This window comes from Streptomyces sp. LX-29, assembly GCF_029541745.1.
Taxonomy (GTDB): Bacteria; Actinomycetota; Actinomycetes; order Streptomycetales; family Streptomycetaceae; genus Streptomyces.
Window position 1 is genome coordinate 1521813 of record NZ_CP089746.1, and the last position, 19170, is coordinate 1540982.

Below are 19170 nucleotides of genomic sequence, written 5' to 3' on the forward strand. Positions count from 1 at the left end.
GATCTTTGCTGGTTCGGCAAACCGCACGGCCGCCGGCGCGGTGGTGGGCGGGACGGCGGCCGACCGGCGAGCCGCGCGAGCGGGCGACGGATCCGACGGCCGGGCGACCGACGGCCGGGCGACGGACCCGACCGCTAGGCGGCGGCTCCGGTGGCGACCTCCTGGATCCGGTGCGCGAGCTCGAAGTCGAGGGCGGTCACCTTGCCGCCGACGCTGTGGGTGTTCACCGAGACGGTGAGGGTGGTGTAGCCGAGCGCCAGATCGGAGTGGTGGTTCAGCTCGTCCTGCACCCGGGCGATCCGCCCGACGGCGTCGGCCGCGTCCAGGTGGCTCACGTAGGTGTAGGTGCGGGTGATCTGGTCGCCCTCGACCGACCAGCCGGGGAGATCCTCCAGGCGCTCCTCGATCTCCTTGTGTGAGAGCGGTTCGACTGCCATGGCGCATCAGCTCCTTCGTCGCGCGCGGGCGGAGGGGGTGGCGGTGGCCGGTGGCGTACGGTCGCCGGAGCTCCAGCGTGCCACGCGCCACCGCTGTCCCGCTCGGGCACCGAAGCGTGTTCGGTTACGGTCGGGGCATGACGACTGCCACCGCTCCGGGCGTGGGCGCGCTGCTCCGCGAATGGCGGGACCGGCGCCGGATCAGCCAACTGGAGCTGGCGCTGCGCGCCGACTCCTCCGCCCGCCACATCAGCTTCATCGAGACCGGTCGTTCCCGGCCCAGCCAGGAGATGGTGCTGCGCCTGGCGGACCACCTCGACGTGCCGGTGCGCGAGCGCAACGCGCTGCTGATCGCCGCCGGTTACGCACCGCACTACCCGGACACCGCGCTGGACGCCCCCGAGATGGAGCCCCTGCGGACCTGCGTGGAGCAGTTGCTGACCGGCTACGAGCCGTATCCCGCGCTCGTCGTCGACGGCACGTACGACATCGTGGCGGCCAACCGGAGCGTCGGGATGTTCCTGGAAGGCGTGGCGGAACACCTGATCACGCCCCCGCTGAACGCGATGCGCCTCACCCTCCACCCGGAGGGCATGGCGCCCCGCATCCGCAATCTGCGCGCCTGGCGCGCCGATCTGCTGTCGCAGATGGACCGCCAGCTGGCGCTGCTGCGCTCCGCCCCGCTGCGCGCGCTCTACGACGAGGTCAGCGCGTATCCGCTGCCGCCGGAGTCGGAGCCGGACGCGGCGGAGGCTCCGGGTGCCGCGGAGTACCCGCCCTTCGCCCTGCCGATGGTGATCGAGCATGACGGGCGGGTGTTGTCCTTCGTCTCCACCATCGCCACCTTCAACACCCCGATGGACGTGACCGTCTCCGAGCTGGCCATCGAGACGTTCCTGCCGGCCGACTCGGAGACGAGCGCCTATCTGGCGCGGGCGGCCCGGCTCAGGCCGTAGGGACGCGGTCCAGGAAGCCGAGCACGGAGCGTATCCGGCCGTCCTCGGCCAGCGTGATGACGTCGAACCCGGCCACCGGCGCCACGGCCGGGTCCGCCACCGACACCAGCTCCCAGCCGAAGCGGGCCGTGTCGTGGTGCCCGTCCACGTCCCCGGTCTGCCGGAAGACGAAGCCGGGGAACTGCTCCTGGGCCCCGGCGATCACGGCCGCCAGCCGCGCGTGGCCGCTGACGTCGGCGAGCGGGTCGGTGTAGGAACCGTCCTCGACCCAGGCGGCCGCGACGGCCTCGGCGAGCTGGTCGGTCCCCTCCGTCGCGTTCCACGCCTCGAAGTAGCGGGCGACGGCGGCGGCGTACGGCGACTGCGACTGCGGCTGGGACTGCGACATGGCGGCGATCTCCTCGACTGGACGTCGGCACTGGTCGGACCCGGGTCCCGGACCGGAGTGCGCCGGCCCGGAACCCGATGCCTTCACGATGCCGCGGACGCCGACCGTGGTCGATTACCTGTGGGGTAATGGGGCTGCGCCGTGCCTCCGTTGGTCTCCCGGGAACGCATGAGCGCTGCCGCGGTCCGCCGTGCGGTGCACGGGCGGGGTGCGGCAGCGCTCATGGAGTGAGCCGTCGGGCGGTCAGGACACGCTGTCGGCCAGTTCGGCCGAGGCGTCGGAGGCCGGCGCGGCGCTCCCGGCCGCCGGGGCGGTCGCGGGCTCGGCGGCCCGCTCGGCGGCCGCGGCGGCCGACTTACGACGGGCGGCCAGCCAGGCGTAGACGAGCACACCGGCGAAGAGGAACAGCGAGCCCTGGTAGACCGCCGCGTAGCCGGCGCCGGCGACCAGCCAGAAGGAGAAGCCGAAGCCGGTGAGGGCCAGGGCGGTGTCCCACACGAAGCGGCCGGTGCGCACCTCGGCGCCGCGTCCCGCCAGCAGGAAGTAGAGCTGGGCGCCGGAGGCGAGCAGGTACGGGACGGTCGCCGAGAAGGTGGTGATCAGCACCAGCACCTCGAAGACCCGGTCCGAGGCCGAGCTGTAGTTGACGATGGTGAGCAGCGAGGCCAGGACGGCGCCGACCAGCACGCCGGTGGTGGGCACTCCGCGCCGCTTGACGGCGAAGAACTCGGGGAAGAGGCCGTCCTTCGCGGCGGCGTACGGGGCCTGGGCGCTCATCAGCGTCCAGCCGTTCAGCGCGCCGAGGATGGAGATCACCGCGGCGGCGGCGATCAGCGTGCCGCCCCAGGTGCCACCGAACATGGCGTTGACGGCGTCGGAGAACGGCGCGCTGGAGTTGACCAGGTCGTCGTGGGCCACGGTGCCGAAGACGGCGAGGGTGCCCAGCAGGTAGACGACGGCGGCGCCGATGGTGCCCAGGACGCTGGCCCGGCCGACGTTGCGCTCGGGATCGCGCACCTCGCCCGCGCTCATCGCGGCCGACTCCACGCCGACGTAGCTGTAGAGCAGCAGGGCGGCCGAGGCGGACAGGCCGCCGAGCGCGCTGCCGCCGCTCTCGTTGAAGGAGCCGAGGTTGTCGGCGTCGAAGAAGAAGAGTCCGACGACGGCGACGAAGAGCAGCGGGACGAACTTCAGGATGGTGGAGATCAGCTGCACGACGCCCACCCAGCGGGTCCCGGCGAGGTTCGCCAGGGCGGGCAGCCACACCACGAGCAGCGCCACGGCGAGCTTGACGCCCTTGGACATCTCGCCGTCGATGAGCACGTCGATGTAGCCGACGCCGACGAAGGCGAGGCCCGCGTTGCTCACCCAGGCCATGGTCCAGAACGACCAGGCGGAGAGGAATCCCGCGAAGTCACCGAAGGCGGCACGCGCGTAGACATAGGGGCCGCCGGTGCGCGGATCGCGCCGCGCCAGCCCGCCGAAGACGAGGGCGAGGGCGATGGCGCCGACGGTCAGGACCGCGAAGGCCAGCAGGCTGACGGTGCCGTACGGGGCGACGGCGGCCGGCAGCAGGAAGATGCCGCCTCCGATGATGTTGCCCATGACGAGCGCGGTCGCGGTCGGCAGGCCGAAGCGGCGGGTGTGGCTGGGGCCCGCGGCGCCGCCGTCGAGGTCGTCGACGGGGGACGGGCCGGAGTGACGAGGGTCGTGCATAAGGGTGGTGCGCCTCTCATCGTGCCAAGGTCCAACGCCCGCGAGGGTCCGCCCAGGTTTGGCGGGGCGAGCGCCCAGACATGGTCAGCGATGGGAAACGCAGCGCAAAATCACCGTGCATTGTCCGGTGCCGCCGGGGTAACGACAGGAAAAGGTGCGGACATATCGCCGCCGGACGGAGATTCATTCGCCGAGATCCGCGATGCGCCACACGGATTGGCTGATTCCGATTCCTTCTCCGCAGCCTCCTCGGCCTCCGCGGAGATCGCGGCTCCCACGGTTTCCGCGGCTCTCTCCCGCGCGGCGGGAGCCTCGGCGTTCACGGCCGTCCGCCCCTCCGTGGCCGGCCGCGCGGCCGGCCGTGTCCGCACCGGCCCGGAGCCCGCCTCCGTCACGGCGGCCGTCGCCGCCGCCGGCACCTGAGGGCCGTCCGCCTCCGCCAGCCAGCGACGCAGCACCGCGTGCACCTGCTCCGCCCCGACCAACGGTCGGCCGTCGGGGGTCGGCGGGGACAGCTCGCCTGGCCACAGCAGGAAGGCGTGGCCCTGCTCGCCGCCGAGGCCGCCGTGCGAGCCGATCTGCTGCTCGAAGGCGTGCACCTCTCCGGTGTCCGGGTGGTAGGCGGAGTTGATCATGATGTCGGCGGCGTTCGCAAAGCCCGCGGTGCGGCGTACGGCCTCCGCCGCGCCCTCGCCGAAGGGCGCCAGCGGGCTGACGCCGATGGTGCGCCCGGTGTCCAGATGGTGTTCCGCCCCGCCGGCCCCCAGCACCACCGCGCCGTGTTCGGCGGAGCGCACCAGGACGAAGCCGACGCCCGGGTGGTCGGCCAGGGTGCGCAGCAGCGCCGGATGGCGGCGGTCGAGCTGCTCGCGGCTCATCCGGCCCGGGGTGTCGGGGAACGAGACCAGCCCCAGGTTGCCGGAGGCGAGCACCACGGGGCCCGCGGGGCGCCCCCGCCGCTCGCCCGCCGTCCGGCCCTCCCGCGCCGCCTCCCGTGTCTCCGCGTCGCCGTGCTCCGGCCGGTGCGGCGCCGTCCGGGCCGCCTCCTGCGCCTCCGCGCCGTCCCTCTCCGGTCGGTGCAGCGCCACCCGGGCCGCCTCGCGAGCCTCGGCCCCGCTGGCCGTGCGCCCGGCACGCCGGGAGACCGGCAGCCCGCAGCCGGCCCGCACCAGGTCCTCCAGGGTCAGCCCGAAGCGGCCGGCGAAGGTCTCCCCCGGGCTCTGGCCGTGGTCGGAGAGGAGCACGATGCGGTACTCGCGCGGCGCGTGTTCGACGATCTTCGCGATGAGGGCGACGGCCCGGTCCAGACGGCGCAGCACCTGGTGGGTGTCGCGGCTGCGCGGCCCGGAGTGGTGGGCGACCTCGTCGTAGGCGACCAGGTCGGCGTAGACCGCGGTGCGCCCGGAGAGGATGTCGCCGATGACCGCGGTGACCACCACGTCCCGCTCCACGACGGTCGCGAAGGCCCGGATGAAGGGGTAGAGGCCGCCGCGGCGCACCCGGGGCGTCTCGCGACGCAGCTTGGCGCGGGTGGACTGGCCCAGCTCGCGGAGGACCTCGGCGACGAAGGAGCCGGCGGTGCGGGTGGCGTTGGCGGGGTCGGAGAAGTACGCGAAGTATCCGGAGCGGGAGCGGTTGTACCGACCGCGCCGGGCGGCGACGGACAGGACCAGGGCGAGCTGGTCGGCGCCGCCGGTGAAGAGGTTGCCGCGGCTGGCGCCGTCGACGGTGAGCAGCCCGCCGTCGCCGCTGCGGGCGGCGGCGCGGCGCTGGAGGGCGGCGGCGCTGGTCGGCCGGTTGCTGACCATGACCTCCCCGCTCTCCTTCTCGTACCAGCGGAAGGCGGGCACGTCCTCGTTGGAGCCGTGCAGTATGCCGAGCTGGCTGGCGCCGGTCTGGCTGGACCAGTCGGTGCGCCACGGAGTGAGGGTGTGGGTGCTGCCCGCCCAGCGGGCCAGTGTCTCCATCAGCGGGCGTGTGCCGCGCAGGGCGTCCCGGAGCACGTCGTGTCCCACCCCGTCGAGCTGGAGGAAGATCGTGCCCGGCGGCGGTCGCTCCGGCCCCCGCTCGTCCCGTCCGCGTCGCCGTCCGCGGCCGGCGAGGCGCGCCAGCCGGCGGCGGTAGGCGCCGTCGTCGCGCACGGTGAGGAAGGTGCTGGTCGCCGAGGAGGCGGCGGACATCACGGCGGCGACGACCACGGCGGTCCGCGGATCCACCGAGCCCCGACCGTCCGGGACCAGGCTGAGGGCGAGCAGCAGCAGCGAGCCGTTGAGGACGAAGACCGACAGGCCGAGGACGAAGGCGGGCACCAGCAGCAGCGCGCGGACGAGCAACGGCCAGACCAGGGCGCTGAGCAGGCCGAACGCTCCCGCTCCGGCGGCCGCGGTGATGCCGATGCGGGTGGCGCTGTCGCCGTCGGCGGACTGGAGCCGGAAGTCGGGCAGCACTCCCGCGAGCACCAGCATGGTGAGCGTGGCGACCGCCCACACCGCGGTCACCCTGAGCAGGGCACCGCCCAGGGTCCTCCATCGGGGTCGGGGCACCTGCACGCCTTACCTCACCTCACACGCGGACTCCTCTCCCAGCCTGTCACAGCGGGTGCCCCTGGAGTGTGGCCGCGATCATCGAGCGGGGGCCAACGGTTTTCACCGCCCGCGGGGAGCGGCTGAACTACGCTCGGGTGGGGGACGAACGGTGCGGGCCCGGTCGCCGAGCGTGCGGGAGGTTGCGGGTGTCGGTGGAGGTCACCTGGTGGGGTCACGCCACCGCGACGGTGCGGGACTCCGGGGTGCGGGTGCTGACCGACCCGCTCTTCGTGGCACGGCTGGCGCATCTGCGGCGGCGCCGCGGGCCGCTGCCGCCGCCCGAGGCCGCGCGCGCGGACGTCGCCCTGGTCTCCCATCTGCACGCCGACCATCTCCATCTGGGCTCGCTGGCGCGGCTGGCGCCGGGCACCCGGCTGCTGGTGCCGTGGGGCACGGGGCGGGCGGTGCCGCGGCTGCGGCGGTTGGCGGCCGAGCGCGGGCTGCGGGTCACCGAGGTCCTGCCGGGTGACGAGATGGTCGTCGGCGAGGTGCGGATACGGGCGGTGCCCGCCGTGCACGACGGGCGCCGGCTGCCGTACGGGCCGCACCGGTCTCCGGCGTTGGGCTTCGTGGTGCGCGGCGAGGCGACCACGTACTTCGCGGGCGACACCGGGCTCTTCGACCGGATGGCGGAGGCGGTGGGGCCGTGCGACGTGGCGCTGCTGCCGGTCGGCGGCTGGGGCCCGTTCCTGGGCCACGGCCACCTGGACGCGCGACGGGCGGCGCAGGCGCTGGCCCGGCTGGGCGCGCGCAGCGCGGTCCCGGTGCACTACGGCACCTACTGGCCCATCGGCATGGACGCGGTGCGACCGCATGAGTTCCACGCGCCGGGCGACGACTTCGTGCGGCACGCGGGGCAGGTGGCACCGGCGGCGGCGGTGCACCTGCTGCGGCACGGGGAGAGCGTACGGCTGGAGCCCGCGCGGTGATCGGCGCCGTGCTGGGCGAGCTCGGCGAGCTGGCCCGTGGGGTGCCCTCGGAGTCGACCCAACAGGCGGTGGGCTATCCGTCGCTGTTTCTGCTGATCTACTTCGGCGCCCTGGTGCCGGTGGTGCCGACGGGCGTGATCGTCAGTTCGGCTTCGGTCGTCGCCCTGCACCAGCAGGTCGCGCCGTTCTCCCTCGTCGTCGTCTTCGGGGTGGCCTCGGGCGCGGCCTTCCTCGGTGATCTGACGCTGTACTGGCTCGGCGGGCGCGGGGTGCGCTCCCGCAACGGGTCGCGCTGGCTGAGCCGTCTCACCGACCGGGCCGCCCCGGAGCGGCTGGCCCAGGCCCAGGACCGGCTGGCCGAGCACGGGGTGACGGTGCTGGTGCTGTCCCGGCTGATCCCCGGGGGCCGGATTCCGGTGATGCTGGCCTGCCTGCTCGCCGGCATGCCCACCCGTCGGTTCGCCCATGGCGCCGGGCCGGCCGCGCTGGCCTGGGCCGCCACGTACCAGCTCATCGGGCTGCTCGGCGGCGCCCTGTTCGCCAAGCCCTGGGAGGGCGTCCTCGCCGCCGTGGTGCTGACCCTCCTGGTGGCCGCCACCCCGGCCCTCTGGCGGCGGCTGCGCCGCGCCGGCGGCGAGGCGGCGGGCTGAGGCCGTCCGACGCGCGGGGGAGGCCCCGGGCGCGGACCGGCCGGGGTCCGTAGGCGACGGGGTCTCCCCCGCCCGCCCGAGCCCGGCCGCGGGCGAGACGGGTCGGGGTGGGCGGACGGGCGAGCGGGGAGCGCGACGGGGGTCAGGCCCGGCACAGGACGGAGGACAGCACCTCCGTCAGCGCCCCCTCCGGGTCCGGCACCGGGCCGTCCGAGCGCCAGGCGACGAAGCCGTCGGGGCGGATCAGGACCGCGCCGTCCTCGCCGGTGCCATGGGTGGTCGCCCAGTCGGCGCCGTCCTCGGGGGCGAGTTCGTTGTCGGGGTCGGGGCCGATGCGGTAGCTCTCCAACGGCATGGCCAGGCGCTTGCCGACGGTCTGGGCCGCCGTGTGCCAGGCCCCGCCGCCGCGGCCGGTGAGCAGCACGCAGGCGCGCTCGTACAGGTCGAGCGTGGAGAGCCGGACCCCGCCGCGGTGCAGCCACATGTGCGGGGCGCGGCTGCCCGGGGCACCGGTGAGCTCGAAGCGCTCGGGCACCGGCGGCAGGGCGGGGTCGGCGCCGAGGACCGCCCCGTTGAGGTAGCGGTAGCCGAGGGCCACGGCCAGCACGTCGCTCTGCCGCCCGGTGGTGGGCGGCGCTTCGTAGCCGGGGTGCTTGTGCTCGGCGGAGCGGGCCGCCGCGCGGGCGCTGGTGGCCTGGGCGACCGGTTGCCGCTCCATGCCGTAGGTCTCCAGCAGGCCGGGCCCGGCCCAGCCGCCGAGGACCGCGGCCAGCTTCCAGGCGAGGTTGTGGGCGTCCTGGATGCCGGTGTTGGACCCGAAGGCGCCGGTGGGCGACATCTCGTGGGCGGAGTCCCCGGCGAGGAAGACCCGCCCGTGCGAGTAGCGCTCGGCCACCCGTTCGGCGGCGTGCCAGGGCGCCTTTCCGGTGATCTCGACGTCCATGTCCCGGACGCCGGTGGCGGTGCGGATGTGGTCCACGCACCGGTCGTCGGTGAAGTCGTCGAGCGTCTCGCCCCGCTCGGGGTGCCAGGGGGCGTGGAAGACCCACTGTTCGCAGTTGTCCACGGGCAGCAGCGCGCCGTCGGCCTTGGGGTTGGTCAGATAGCAGGCGATGAACCGGCGGTCGCCGACCGCGTCGGCGAGCCGCTTGGCGCGGAAGGTGATGCTCACGTTGTGGAACAGCTCGCCGCGCCCGGTCTGTCCGATGCCCAGCCGCTCGCGCACCGGGCTGCGCGGCCCGTCGGCGGCGATCAGGTAGTCGGCCCGTACGGTGCGGCACTGCCCCGTGGCCCGGTCGCAGAGGTAGCCCGTCACCCCGCGCTCGTCCTGTTCGAACTCGCGTAGCTCGGTGTTGAAGAGCAGCTCCCCGCCGAGGTCCTTCGCGACCCGTACCAGCACCGGCTCCAGGTCGTTCTGGCTGCACAGGCACCAGGAGGCGGGGCTGATCCGGCCCTGCCGGCCGCCGGGATCGATCTCTCGGAACAGCCACTCCTGGTTGACCCCGGTCAGGGTCTCGGCCTGGAGGATGCCGTGGTTGTCGGCCAGCACCGAGGCGGCCTCGCGGATGGCCTGTTCGGCGCCGGCCGTGCGGTACAGCTCCATCGTGCGGATGTTGTTGCCGCGGCCTCGCGGGTGGTGCGAGGTGCTCGCGTGCTTCTCGACCAGTACATGCCGAATGCCCAGGCGGCCCAGGAACAGCGACGCGGACAGCCCCACCAGGGAGCCGCCCACGATGAGGACCGGCACGCGGACGTCGGCGTCGTCATGACGATTCATCTTGCTGCTATGCCCGGCGTTTCCGAACGGATCAGGCGTCTGACCGGCCCCTTCCCACATATGGCTCACACATCTCGCGCCATCCGTGGGAGCGCTTCACGATCAAGTGAGCGGGCATGCGCCCTTCGTAAGGAGATGTGAAATATGAGCACCTTGTCCGAGACTCCGCAGACCGCACGTTCGGCGCGGGCCGCCCGGCCGAGCACGCAGTCGATAGAGGAGTCGATGCAGCAGACGGCGCACCAGGTCAGACAGCAGGTCACGGAGTCGGCGCCACTCGACTCGCGGCTGCGCGTCGTGTTGCTGCTGGAGGTCCGGGACGGCGCGCAGCAGCGCTTCCTGGACGCGTACGACGAGATGTGTCACAAGGTGGCCGCGGTGCCGGGTCATGTCAGCGACCAGCTGTGCCAGTCGATCGAGAACCCGGCGCAGTGGCTGATCACCAGCGAGTGGGAGAGCGCGGCACCGTTCCTGGCCTGGGTGGACAGCGCGGCACACCGGGAGATGGTCAAGCCGATGCACGGCTGCGTCAACGACACCCGCTCGCTGCGGTTCAGCATCATGCGCGAGATGCCGACCGCCCCGGTCGCGCCGCGGGGCCGGCTGCAGACCGAACCGAGGATCGGCGACGGGGTGGTGCGGCACGCGCTGACGTTCACGGTGCGGCCCGGCAGCGAGCGCGACGTGGCCCGGCTGCTGGCCAACTACCAGTCGCCCGAGGCGCGAGTGGACAGCACCACCCGGCTCTGCCGGACCTCGCTGTTCATGCGGGGCAACCGGGTGATCCGGGCGGTGGAGGTGCAGGGCGACCTGGTGGCCGCGCTGCGGCACGTGGCGCGGCAGCCCGAGGTGCGGGCGGTCGAGGAGGCCATCAACCCGCACCTGGAAGTCGACAGGGACCTGGACGACCCGGAGTCGGCCCGCGACTTCTTCATGCGCGCCGCGCTGCCCGCCGTGCACCACCGGGCCGCGGGGACCGCGCTGCCCTCCGAGGCGGAGCGGCACGCCCTGCTCTACCCGGTCAAGCCCGGCTGCGGCAGCGCGGTGGCCCAGCTGCTGGCACGCGAGGACGAGCTGGCGGCGCAGGACCCGGCCAACCCGGTGGTGGAGTCGACGGTCTTCCACCGCGAGGACATCGTCATGCGGCTCATCGACGTCCGCGGTCCGCTGGAGCGGAACGCGCGGGCGGCGCTGGGCATCTGCGGCGACCGCGCCCCGAGCGTGCTGGGCCGGCTGGTGGAGCACTCCGCCGCCGACCTGGCCGAGGAGGCCGCGCTGCCGCGGTTCCTGGCCGAGTGCGCCATGACCCCGGTCACCGACCGTCACGCGGCGGACTACTGACGGGGCTTTCGGGACGGACCGGCTCCCCGGCCCGTCCGCCGTCACCGTCCCACCGTCTCCGCGTCCGCTCTCGTCCCACCGTCACCGCGTCCGGTCGTCGCCGCCTCCGGCCTTCCGGGCGCCGTGATCGTGATCTGGAAGTTTTCTGAAAGGTAACCCTCATGACCAGTCAGTCCCCCCGCATCGTCAGCCTCGACGAGGTCCCCCACAACCGCCGCCGCGGCGGAGATCTGCGCGCCATGCTCACCCCCACCGCGGTGGGAGCCACCAGTGGCTTCATGGGGCTGGCCATCATGGCGCCGGGCGAGGTCATCGGCGAGCACTACCACCCGTACTCCGAGGAGTTCGTGTACGTCGTCTGCGGCGACCTGGAAGTGGACCTGGACGGGAAGACGCACCGGCTACAGGCCGACCAGGGCCTGATGATCCCCACCTTCATGCGGCACCGGTTCCGCAACGTGGGCTCCGTCGAGGCCCGGATGGTCTTCCACCTCGGGCCGCTGGCGCCGCGCCCGGAGATCGGGCACGTCGACACCGAGGAGACCGCCGAGACGGGCGCGGCGGCCTCCGCGCAGCGGAAGCACCGTGCCGAGGACGCGCCCGCCACCCCGTGCTGCACCGGCACGACGGACTCCGAAACGGCACAGGTAGTGTCATGACCACCCGGCATGTGACGGTCACCGGCGTCGGTGTCGTCGCCCCGGGAGGCGTGGGCGTGTCCGCCTTCTGGGACCTGCTCACCGCGGGCCGCACGGCCACCCGCGGCATCACGCTCTTCGACCCCGGGGGGTTCCGCTCCCGGATCGCCGCCGAGTGCGACTTCGACGCGGCGGCCTGCGGCCTCACCCCGGACGAGACGGCGCGCTCCGACCGGTATGTGCAGTTCGCCCTGGTGGCCGCCGACGAGGCGGTGCGCGACGCGGGACTGGACATGGACGCCGAGGACCCCTGGCGGGTCGGGGTGTCGTTGGGCACCGCGGTGGGCGGCACCACCCGACTGGAGCACGACTACGCCGAGGTCAGCGACAAGGGCGCGCGATGGGACGTGGACCACCGGCGGGCCGGGCCGTTCCTGCACCGCGCGTTCGCGCCGAGCGCGCTGGCCTCGGGGGTGGCGGAGCGGTTCGGCGCGCGCGGCCCGGTGCAGACGGTCTCCACCGGCTGCACCTCGGGGCTGGACGCGATCGGGTACGCCGTGCACGCCATCGAGGAGGGCGCGGCGGACGTGTATGTGGCGGGTGCCTCGGACTCGCCCATCTCGCCCATCACCGTGGCCTGCTTCGACGCGATCAAGGCGACCTCGGCCAACAACGACGACCCGGAGCACGCCTCCCGGCCGTTCGACGCCGGGCGGGACGGCTTCGTGCTGGGCGAGGGGGCCGCGGTGCTGGTCCTGGAGGAGCGGGAACACGCCCGACGCCGCGGCGCCCGGTCGTACTGCGATCTGAAGGGCTTCGCCACCTTCGGCAACGCGTACCACATGACCGGGCTGACCCGGGAGGGGCTGGAGATGTCCAAGGCGATCGACACCGCCCTGGAGCACGCCCGCGTCGACGGCACCGACATCGACTACGTCAACGCCCACGGCTCCGGCACCCAGCAGAACGACCGACACGAGACCGCGGCGGTCAAGCGCTCGCTGGGTGAGCACGCCTACCGCACCCCGATGAGCTCGATCAAGTCGATGGTCGGGCACTCGCTCGGGGCGATAGGCGCGATAGAGGTCGTGGCCTGCACCCTGGCGCTCGCCCACGGGGTGATCCCGCCGACCGCCAACTACGAGCGGCGGGACCCGGACTGCGACCTGGACTACGTGCCGAGGACCGCGCGCGAGGCACCGCTGCGCACGGTGCTGTCGGTGGGCAGCGGCTTCGGCGGCTTCCAGTCCGCGGTGGTGCTGGGCCGGTCGGACGACGGGAGGTCGCGATGAGCGCCCGGGAGCGCCGGGCCCCGTTCGGGGGCCCCGGCGGAGAGCGGCGGGCGGTCATCACCGGACTCGGTGTGATCGCCCCCAACGGCATCGGCGCCGAAGCCTTCTGGAAGGCATGCCGGGAGGGCGTCAACGTCCTGGACCGGGTCACCCGCGAGGGCTGCGGGGACTATCCGCTCAAGGTGGCGGGTGAGGTCCGGGCCTTCGACCCGGCCGCGGCCGTCGAGGAGCGGTTCCTGGTGCAGACCGACCGGTTCTCGCACTTCGCCATGGCCGCGGCCGACCTGGCCCTGGCCGACGCGCGGCTGCGCACCGAGGACGGCTCGCCGTTCGCGGTGGGCGTGGTCACGGCGGCGGGCTCCGGCGGCGGCGAGTTCGGCCAGCGGGAGCTCCAGCGACTGTGGGGCAAGGCGCCGAAGTTCGTCGGCCCGTACCAGTCCATCGCCTGGTTCTACGCGGCCAGCACCGGCCAGATCTCCATCCGCGGCGGCTTCAAGGGGCCGTGCGGGGTGGTGGCCAGTGACGAGGCGGGCGGGCTGGACGCGCTGGCGCACTCCTGGCGGTCGATCCGGCGCGGCGCCGACGCCGTGGTGGTCGGCGCCGCCGAGGCCCCGCTGGCGCCGTACTCCATCGTCTGCCAACTCGGCTACCCGGAGCTGAGCCTGGCCGTCGAACCGGACCGCGCCTACCTGCCGTTCACCGCCGAGGCCTGCGGCTTCGCGCCCGCGGAGGGCGGCGCCATGCTGGTGGTCGAGGAGGAGGCCACGGCCCGCCGCCGCGGCGCTCCACTGTGGGGCGTGATCGCCGGACACGGCGCGACCTTCACCGGCCCCTCCCAGTGGGCGCAGTCCCGGGAGGGGCTCGCCCATGCGATCCGTATCGCGCTGGACCAGGCGCGGTGCGCCCCCGGGGACGTCGACGTGGTGTTCGCCGACGCGCTGGGGGTGCCGGTCGCGGACCGGGCCGAGGCGGAGGCGCTGGCCGACGCCCTGGGCCCGCACGCGACCCGGGTCCCCGTGACCGCGCCCAAGGCCGGCTTCGGCCGCGCCTACTGCGGCGCTCCCCCGCTGGACGTGGTGGCGGCGGTGCTCGCCATGGAGCACCAGACCGTTCCGCCGACGCCTCGCGTCATCGACGTCTGTCACGACCTGGACGTGGTGACCGGCACCGCGCGCCGCGCCGAGCTGCGCACGGCGCTGGTGCTCAGCCGGGGCCTGATGGGTTCCAACGCGGCGCTCGTACTGCGCCGCCCGGAAGAGGAGAAGTGATGACCAGTCAGATCAACAACCAGCTGACCTACGAGGAGATGGCCGCGCTGATGAAGAGCTGCGCGGGCCTGAAGGTCGACCCGGCGATGCTGGCCGACCGCCCCGACGCGCTGCTCGCCGACTTCGGCCTGGACTCGCTGGGGCTGCTCGCCATCGTCAGCGAGCTGGAGCAGCGGTACGGCACGCCGATCACGGCGGACGCCGATACCTGCAAGACCCCCCAGGACCTTATTGCGATCACCAACTCAGCCGTCACCTCAGGAGCCTGATATGTCCGGACACACCGACAACGAGATCGTCATCAAGGCCCCGCTCGACCTGGTCTGGGACATGACCAACGACCTGGAGAGCTGGCCGCAGCTGTTCAGCGAGTACGCCTCCGTCGAGATCATGAAGCGCGAGGGCGACACCACCACGTTCCGGCTGACCATGCATCCGGACGAGAACGGCATGGTGTGGAGCTGGGTCTCCGAGCGGGAGACCGACCGCACCGCGCGCACCGTCTGGGCGCGCCGGGTGGAGACCGGCCCGTTCGCGTACATGAACATCCGCTGGGAGTACGAGGAGACGCCGGACGGCACCCTGATGCGCTGGACGCAGGACTTCGAGATGAAGCCCGACGCGCCGGTGGACGACCCCGGCATGACCGACCACATCAACCGCAACTCCAAGATCCAGATGGGGCTGATCCGGGACAAGGTCGAGCAGCGCGCCCGCGAGATGGAGCGGGCATGACGGTGCACCGCGCGCTGATCGTGGCGCGCATGAAGCCGGACGCGGCCTCGGACATCGCCGGGGTCTTCGCCGACTCCGACCGCGGTGAGCTGCCCGACCTGATCGGGGTGACCGGCCGCAGCCTCTTCCAGTTCGGCGATGTGTACCTGCATCTGATCGAGTCGGAGCGGCCGCCCGGTCCGGAGGTGGCCCGGCACGCGGACCACCCGGAGTTCCGGGACATCAGCCAGCGGCTGTCGGCGTACGTGTCCGCGTACGACCCGGCGACCTGGCGCAGCCCCAAGGACGCCATGGCGTACGAGTTCTACCGCTGGGAGCGCAGGCGACCGCGGGAGCGCTCGGCGGAACCCCCGCGGGAGCGGCAGTCGAGCTGACGGAGGGCGATACCCATGGTCGAGACAGCCGACCGGCCGGCGCGGGGAACACCCGACTGGGTCCGGTGCGAGCAGTGCGCGGCACTCGTGTACGGCAAGCGGTTCGCCCGCACCCTGCGCGTCTGCCCCGACTGCGGTTGGCACAGCCCGCTGACCGCGCACGCCCGGCTGGAACAGCTGCTCGACCCCGGCTCCGCGTCGCCGGTCGACGGCGCGGAGCCGGTGCACGACCCGCTGGGCTTCGTCGACACCCGCCCGTACCCCGAGCGGCTCGACGACGCCCGGCAACGGACCGGGCTGCGGGAGGCGGTGGTGTGCGCCGTGGGCCGGATCGAGGAACAGCCGGTCGTCGCCGCCGTCATGGACTTCCGCTTCCTGGGCGGCAGCCTGGGGTGCGGGGTCGGCGCCCTGATCACCGAGGCGGCGCGCACCAGTCTGCGGCGGCGGATCCCGCTGCTGATCGTCACCGCCTCGGGCGGGGCCCGGATGCAGGAGGGGGTGCTCTCCCTCATGCAGATGGTCAAGACCGCCCAGGCGCTGGCCGAGCTGGACGACGCGGGGATCCTGGTGATCTCGCTGATCACCGACCCCACCTACGGGGGCGTGGCCGCTTCCTTCGCCACGCTCGCCGATGTCATCGTCGCGGAGCCCGGCGCACGGATGGGGTTCGCCGGGCCCCGCGTCATCGAGCAGACCACCGGCGAACAACTGCCGGAGGGCTTCCAGACCGCGGAGTTCCTGCTGGAGCACGGCATGGTCGACGACGTCGTCCCCCGCTCCGCGCTCCGCGGCACCCTCGCCCGACTGCTGCGCACCGGCGGTCCGGCGACGCGGCTCGCCACCCCGGTCGGCGAGGTCGCCGACGTCGGCGACCCCGCTGACGTCGCTGACGTCGCTGACGTCGCTGACCCCGCTGACGTCGCTGACCGGAGTGTCCCGCGCGACGACCGCCCGGCCGACGGGGCGACCGGGCCGCGATCCGCCGGCACGACGGCCGCCGACGACCGCGCCAGGGACGGCGGTTGCGGAACCGAGCGGGATACCGAACGCGGCACACCCGGCGGACGGGACGGCGCGACCGACGAGACCGGCGTACGGGGGGAGGCCGGCTCCCGCCTCGTCCTCAAGGACGTCATTCCCCGCGCCGAGGCGCGGCGCGCCGAGCGCGTGGTGGTGGTGCGGGCGCCGGAGGAGGTGGCGGCGCTGGACTCGTGGCAGGCGGTGCGGCTGGCCCGACACCCGGACCGGCCCACGACGCTGGACTACGCCGGACATCTGCTGGACGACTTCCACGAACTGCACGGCGACCGGCTCGCGGAGGACTGCACCTCCATCGTCGGCGGGCCGGGGCGGCTGGGCGGGCGTCCGGTGATGCTGATCGGCCATCACAAGGGCGGCCCGGACCTGGCCGAGCGGCAGCGCCGCAAGTTCGGCATGCCCAACCCCGGCGGCTACCGCAAGGCTGCCCGACTGATGCGGATGGCCGCCAAGCTGCGGCTGCCGCTGGTCACGCTGATCGACACGCCCGGGGCCCATCCCGGGCAGGACGCGGAGCGGCGCGGGCAGGCCGTGGCCATCGCGGAGAACCTGCGGCTGATGTCCCGGCTGCCGGTGCCCATCGTCTCCGTCCTCATCGGCGAGGGCGGCAGTGGCGGCGCGCTGGCACTGGCCGTGGCCGACCGGGTGCTGGTCAGCGCCAACGGCGTCTACTCGGTGATCAGCCCCGAGGGGTGCGCGGCCATCCTGTGGAAGGACCCGCAGGCCGCGCCCACCGCCGCCGCCGCGCTGCGGGTCCAGGCGCAGGAACTGCTGCGCCTCGGCGTCGTCGACGGCGTCGTCCCGGAGCCGCCGGACGGCGCCCACCGCGACCACGCAGAGGCCGCCGCCCTGGTGGGCCGGGCGCTGTCGGCGGCCCTCGACGAGCTGGTGCCGTGGCACACGGACCGGCTCCTGACCGCGCGCCGCGGCCGGTTCCACCGCTTCGGCGTCGCCGCACACGCACACACCAGCGGAGGCACATCGTGACGACCCACAACGACCGGATGGCGATGGCAGCGGAGCATCCGGAGAACGGCCATGTGCCGGGCGTGTTGGTATCGCTCGCCCACGGCACCCTGGACGCGGTGTGCCACAGCGTCGCGGAGCTGGTGCGGGCCTCCCGACAGCAGCCGGTGCGGATCCGGCTGCAGCACGGCCAGACCACCGTCGAGGTGGAGTGGCCCGGCGCGGCGGACGGCCGGGGCACGGCGGACGGCCCGGGCGCGGCGGCGCGGCCGGCGGCGGACCCGGTCGACACGGCGGGGCCCACCGGCGGCCCCGACGACGCCCCGCTCCAGGACACCGCGACGTACATCTGCGCCCCCACCGTCGGCACCTTCTACCACTCCCCCGAGCCCGGCGCCCCGCCGTTCGTCTCGGTCGGCGACACGGTGCGACCCGGCCAGTCGGTCGGGATCCTCGAGGTGATGAAGATGATGAGCCCGGTGGAGGCGACGGTGGCCGGCCGGGTGACGGAGATCGTCGCGGCGGACGGACAGCCGGTGGAGTTCCAACAGCGGCTCATCCGCGTCGAGCCGCTCACGGAGGCGCACACGGAGGCCGACGCGGGACAGCGCGCGGACCACCACACGCCCGGCCGACCCGCCGGGCCCGGCGGAAACGGCGCCGGCGGCGCGGAGAGGTGATTCCGATGTTCTCCACGGTCCTGGTGGCGAACCGGGGCGAGATCGCCCTGCGGGTGGTTCGCGCCTGTCATGAACTCGGCATGCGTAGCATCGCCGTCTACTCCACCGCCGACCGCGACTCGGCGGCCGTCCGGCTCGCCGACGAGGCGGTGCACATCGGCCCACCGCAGGCCAAGGGGAGCTATCTGAGCGTGCCGGCCATCATCGAGGCCGCGCTGCGCACCGGCGCCCAGGCCATCCACCCCGGCTACGGCTTCCTGTCCGAGGACCCCGACTTCGCCGAGATCTGCGAGGCCCACGGGATCACCTTCATCGGCCCGTCCCCCCAGGTGATGCAGCAACTCGGCGACAAGGCGTCGGCCCGTGCGCTGATGGCCACGGCCGGGCTGCCGGTGCTGCCGGGCTCGACCGGGGCGCTCTCCTCGGCCGCCGAGGCCAAGGAGGTCGCGCAGCAGGTCGGCTATCCGGTGATCCTCAAGGCGGTGGCGGGCGGCGGCGGCCGCGGCATGGCCGTGGTGCGCGAGCCCGACGCGCTGATGCGGGCCTTCCAGCAGACCCGGGCGCACGCCCGAGCGGTCTTCGGCGACGACCGGCTCTACCTGGAGCGGTTCGTGGAGCACGCCCGCCATGTGGAGGTGCAGGTGCTGTGCGACCGGCACGGGAACGCCCTCCACCTCGGGGAGCGGGACTGCTCCGTGCAGCGACGGCACCAGAAGCTGGTGGAGGAGGCCCCGGCGCCCAACCTTCCGGAGGAGGTGCGTGAGGAGCTGTGCGCGGCCGCGGTGCGCGGCGCTGAGGCGGTGGGCTACGTCGGCGCGGGCACCTTCGAGTTCGTCCTCGCGCCGTCCTACGCGTTCCATCTGATGGAGATCAACTGCCGACTCCAGGTCGAGCACCCGGTCACCGAGATGGTCACCGGCATCGACATCGTCCGCGAGCAGCTCCTGATCGCCGCCGGGCAGCCGCTGACCATGCGCCAGGAGGACGTGCGGCGGCGGGGGGTGGCCGTGGAGTGTCGGGTGAACGCCGAGGATCCGGCGCGCGACTTCGTCCCGGCTCCGGGGCGGCTGACCGAGTTCGTCCCGCCCGGCGGCCCCTTCGTGCGCGTGGACACCCACGCCTTCCCTGGCTGGCGGGTGGGCCCGGACTACGACTCGCTGCTCGCCAAGACCGTGGTCTGGGCGCCCGACCGCGAGCAGGCGCTGGCCCGCATGGACCGGGCGCTGGGCGAGTTCCGGGTCAGCGGCGAGGGCGTCACGACCACCCTGGGCTTTCTGCGTCGCACCCTGGCACGCCCGGAGTTCCGGTCCGCGACCCACACCACCGGGCTGATCGGCAGCTGACGCGGCCGGCCCCGTGGGGCCGCTCAGGTGACCCACCGTCAGGCGTCCGGTGAATCA

General features: G+C 73.7%; 18 protein-coding genes. 13 read left to right on the forward strand and 5 right to left on the reverse strand.

The annotated features are described in order from the left end of the window. Nucleotides 1-134 precede the first annotated feature (134 nt). Nucleotides 135-437, reverse strand: coding sequence for a 4a-hydroxytetrahydrobiopterin dehydratase (locus tag LRS74_RS06655; protein WP_277740122.1), 303 nt, complete (start codon nucleotides 435-437; stop codon nucleotides 135-137). Nucleotides 438-574: 137 nt separating this feature from the next. Here LRS74_RS06655 and LRS74_RS06660 point away from each other — a divergent pair, with 137 nt between their 5' ends. Beyond that, nucleotides 575-1393, forward strand: coding sequence for a helix-turn-helix transcriptional regulator (locus LRS74_RS06660; RefSeq protein ID WP_277740123.1), 819 nt, complete (start codon nucleotides 575-577; stop codon nucleotides 1391-1393). Here the strand turns inward: LRS74_RS06660 and LRS74_RS06665 are convergent. From LRS74_RS06665 to LRS74_RS06675, 3 genes are all read right to left on the reverse strand, one after another. Further along, on the reverse strand, nucleotides 1383-1781 hold the full coding sequence (locus LRS74_RS06665) for a nuclear transport factor 2 family protein (RefSeq protein WP_277740124.1): 399 nt from the start codon (nucleotides 1779-1781) through the stop codon (nucleotides 1383-1385). The genes LRS74_RS06660 and LRS74_RS06665 overlap by 11 nt on opposite strands. A gap of 243 nt (nucleotides 1782-2024) precedes the next feature. After that, nucleotides 2025-3386 carry an amino acid permease gene (locus LRS74_RS06670; protein WP_277744627.1) on the reverse strand — a complete coding sequence of 454 codons (1362 nt, stop codon included), beginning with the start codon at nucleotides 3384-3386 and terminating at the stop codon, nucleotides 2025-2027. Between the two features lie 221 nt (nucleotides 3387-3607). After that, entirely contained in the window at nucleotides 3608-6040 is a 2433-nt protein-coding gene (locus tag LRS74_RS06675) for a phage holin family protein (protein WP_277740125.1), read from the reverse strand. A gap of 188 nt (nucleotides 6041-6228) precedes the next feature. On the opposite strand from LRS74_RS06675, the gene LRS74_RS06680 reads away from it, so the two are divergent. Further along, nucleotides 6229-7011 (forward strand): MBL fold metallo-hydrolase, encoded by a 783-nt coding sequence (locus tag LRS74_RS06680; protein WP_277740126.1) that lies wholly within the window; start codon nucleotides 6229-6231, stop codon nucleotides 7009-7011. Continuing rightward, a complete protein-coding gene (locus LRS74_RS06685) occupies nucleotides 7011-7661 on the forward strand; it encodes a VTT domain-containing protein (protein ID WP_277744628.1) in 651 nt (216 codons plus the stop codon). Before LRS74_RS06680 ends, LRS74_RS06685 begins: the two co-directional genes overlap by 1 nt. 142 nt (nucleotides 7662-7803) lie before the next feature. Here the strand turns inward: LRS74_RS06685 and LRS74_RS06690 are convergent, their stop codons facing one another. Continuing rightward, the gene (locus LRS74_RS06690; RefSeq protein ID WP_277740127.1) at nucleotides 7804-9438 is read right to left on the reverse strand and encodes an FAD-dependent monooxygenase; all 1635 of its coding nucleotides are present in this window, start codon (nucleotides 9436-9438) and stop codon (nucleotides 7804-7806) included. 225 nt (nucleotides 9439-9663) lie between these two features. On the opposite strand from LRS74_RS06690, the gene LRS74_RS06695 reads away from it, so the two are divergent. The 10 genes from LRS74_RS06695 (at nucleotide 9664) to accC (ending at nucleotide 19113) form a co-directional block, all read left to right on the forward strand. After that, nucleotides 9664-10779: a SchA/CurD-like domain-containing protein gene (locus LRS74_RS06695; RefSeq protein ID WP_277744629.1), complete on the forward strand. Its 1116-nt coding sequence runs from the start codon at nucleotides 9664-9666 to the stop codon at nucleotides 10777-10779. Between the two features lie 161 nt (nucleotides 10780-10940). Continuing rightward, the gene (locus tag LRS74_RS06700; RefSeq protein ID WP_277740128.1) at nucleotides 10941-11438 is read left to right on the forward strand and encodes a cupin domain-containing protein; all 498 of its coding nucleotides are present in this window, start codon (nucleotides 10941-10943) and stop codon (nucleotides 11436-11438) included. Beyond that, a complete protein-coding gene (locus tag LRS74_RS06705) occupies nucleotides 11435-12709 on the forward strand; it encodes a beta-ketoacyl-[acyl-carrier-protein] synthase family protein (protein ID WP_277740129.1) in 1275 nt (424 codons plus the stop codon). Before LRS74_RS06700 ends, LRS74_RS06705 begins: the two co-directional genes overlap by 4 nt. Further along, nucleotides 12706-13977: a beta-ketoacyl synthase N-terminal-like domain-containing protein gene (locus tag LRS74_RS06710; RefSeq protein WP_277740130.1), complete on the forward strand. Its 1272-nt coding sequence runs from the start codon at nucleotides 12706-12708 to the stop codon at nucleotides 13975-13977. The genes LRS74_RS06705 and LRS74_RS06710 overlap by 4 nt, the downstream gene beginning before the upstream one ends. An 11-nt stretch (nucleotides 13978-13988) precedes the next feature. Next, complete coding sequence (locus tag LRS74_RS06715; protein ID WP_186318952.1) at nucleotides 13989-14246, forward strand: acyl carrier protein; 258 nt, start codon at nucleotides 13989-13991, stop codon at nucleotides 14244-14246. Between the two features lies 1 nt (nucleotide 14247). Continuing rightward, nucleotides 14248-14712, forward strand: a complete 465-nt coding sequence (locus tag LRS74_RS06720) for an SRPBCC family protein (protein WP_277740131.1) — start codon at nucleotides 14248-14250, stop codon at nucleotides 14710-14712. A gap of 2 nt (nucleotides 14713-14714) precedes the next feature. After that, a complete protein-coding gene (locus LRS74_RS06725) occupies nucleotides 14715-15086 on the forward strand; it encodes a TcmI family type II polyketide cyclase (protein WP_277744630.1) in 372 nt (123 codons plus the stop codon). A 15-nt stretch (nucleotides 15087-15101) separates the two neighbouring features. After that, nucleotides 15102-17111 carry an acetyl-CoA carboxylase carboxyltransferase subunit alpha gene (locus LRS74_RS06730; RefSeq protein ID WP_277740132.1) on the forward strand — a complete coding sequence of 670 codons (2010 nt, stop codon included), beginning with the start codon at nucleotides 15102-15104 and terminating at the stop codon, nucleotides 17109-17111. Beyond that, nucleotides 17108-17770, forward strand: coding sequence for a biotin/lipoyl-containing protein (locus LRS74_RS06735; protein WP_277740133.1), 663 nt, complete (start codon nucleotides 17108-17110; stop codon nucleotides 17768-17770). The genes LRS74_RS06730 and LRS74_RS06735 overlap by 4 nt, the downstream gene beginning before the upstream one ends. A gap of 5 nt (nucleotides 17771-17775) precedes the next feature. Continuing rightward, nucleotides 17776-19113 carry an acetyl-CoA carboxylase biotin carboxylase subunit gene (gene accC / locus LRS74_RS06740; RefSeq protein ID WP_277740134.1) on the forward strand — a complete coding sequence of 446 codons (1338 nt, stop codon included), beginning with the start codon at nucleotides 17776-17778 and terminating at the stop codon, nucleotides 19111-19113. The last annotated feature ends 57 nt before the right edge of the window (nucleotides 19114-19170 follow it).